Below are 393 nucleotides of genomic sequence, written 5' to 3'. Positions count from 1 at the left end.
AGGATCGTGCGGCACTCCCGAGCAATCGCGATCGCCTCACGCGTGCTGTTCAACTTCCCCAACGACACCTGCCGATGATCCAACTTGCCCTCGTCCTTCAACCGGCCCAGGTGGATGGCCAACAACATCCCCTTGCCCAGCTCCACCGTCATGTCCGCCAGCTTCGCCTGCGTCAACTGGAACCCCGCCAACGGCCTGTCGAAGATCTCCCGCTCCCGCGAGTACGCGATCGCCGTCTCCAGACAGTCCCGCGCCGCCCCCAACGCCCCGAACACGATCCCGAACCGCGCCTCATTCAGACACGACAACGGACCCGACAGACCCACCACACCCGGCAACACCGCATCCGCAGGCAACCGCACCTGATCCAGCACCAACTCACTGGTCACCGAG

1 protein-coding gene is annotated in these 393 nt (G+C 64.6%); it reads right to left on the bottom strand.

Features of this window, described 5'->3' with window-relative positions:
* Positions 1 to 389: acyl-CoA dehydrogenase family protein (locus ASD30_RS27455; RefSeq protein ID WP_268788289.1), on the bottom strand; the 389-nt coding region annotated here is incomplete at its 3' end.
* Positions 390 to 393 lie beyond the last annotated feature (4 nt).

It is taken from the genome of Nocardioides sp. Root140 (assembly GCF_001426745.1).
GTDB lineage: Bacteria > Actinomycetota > Actinomycetes > Propionibacteriales > Nocardioidaceae > Nocardioides.
Note: the sequence above shows the minus strand (reverse complement) of the source record. Positions and strands in the feature narration are given on the sequence as shown.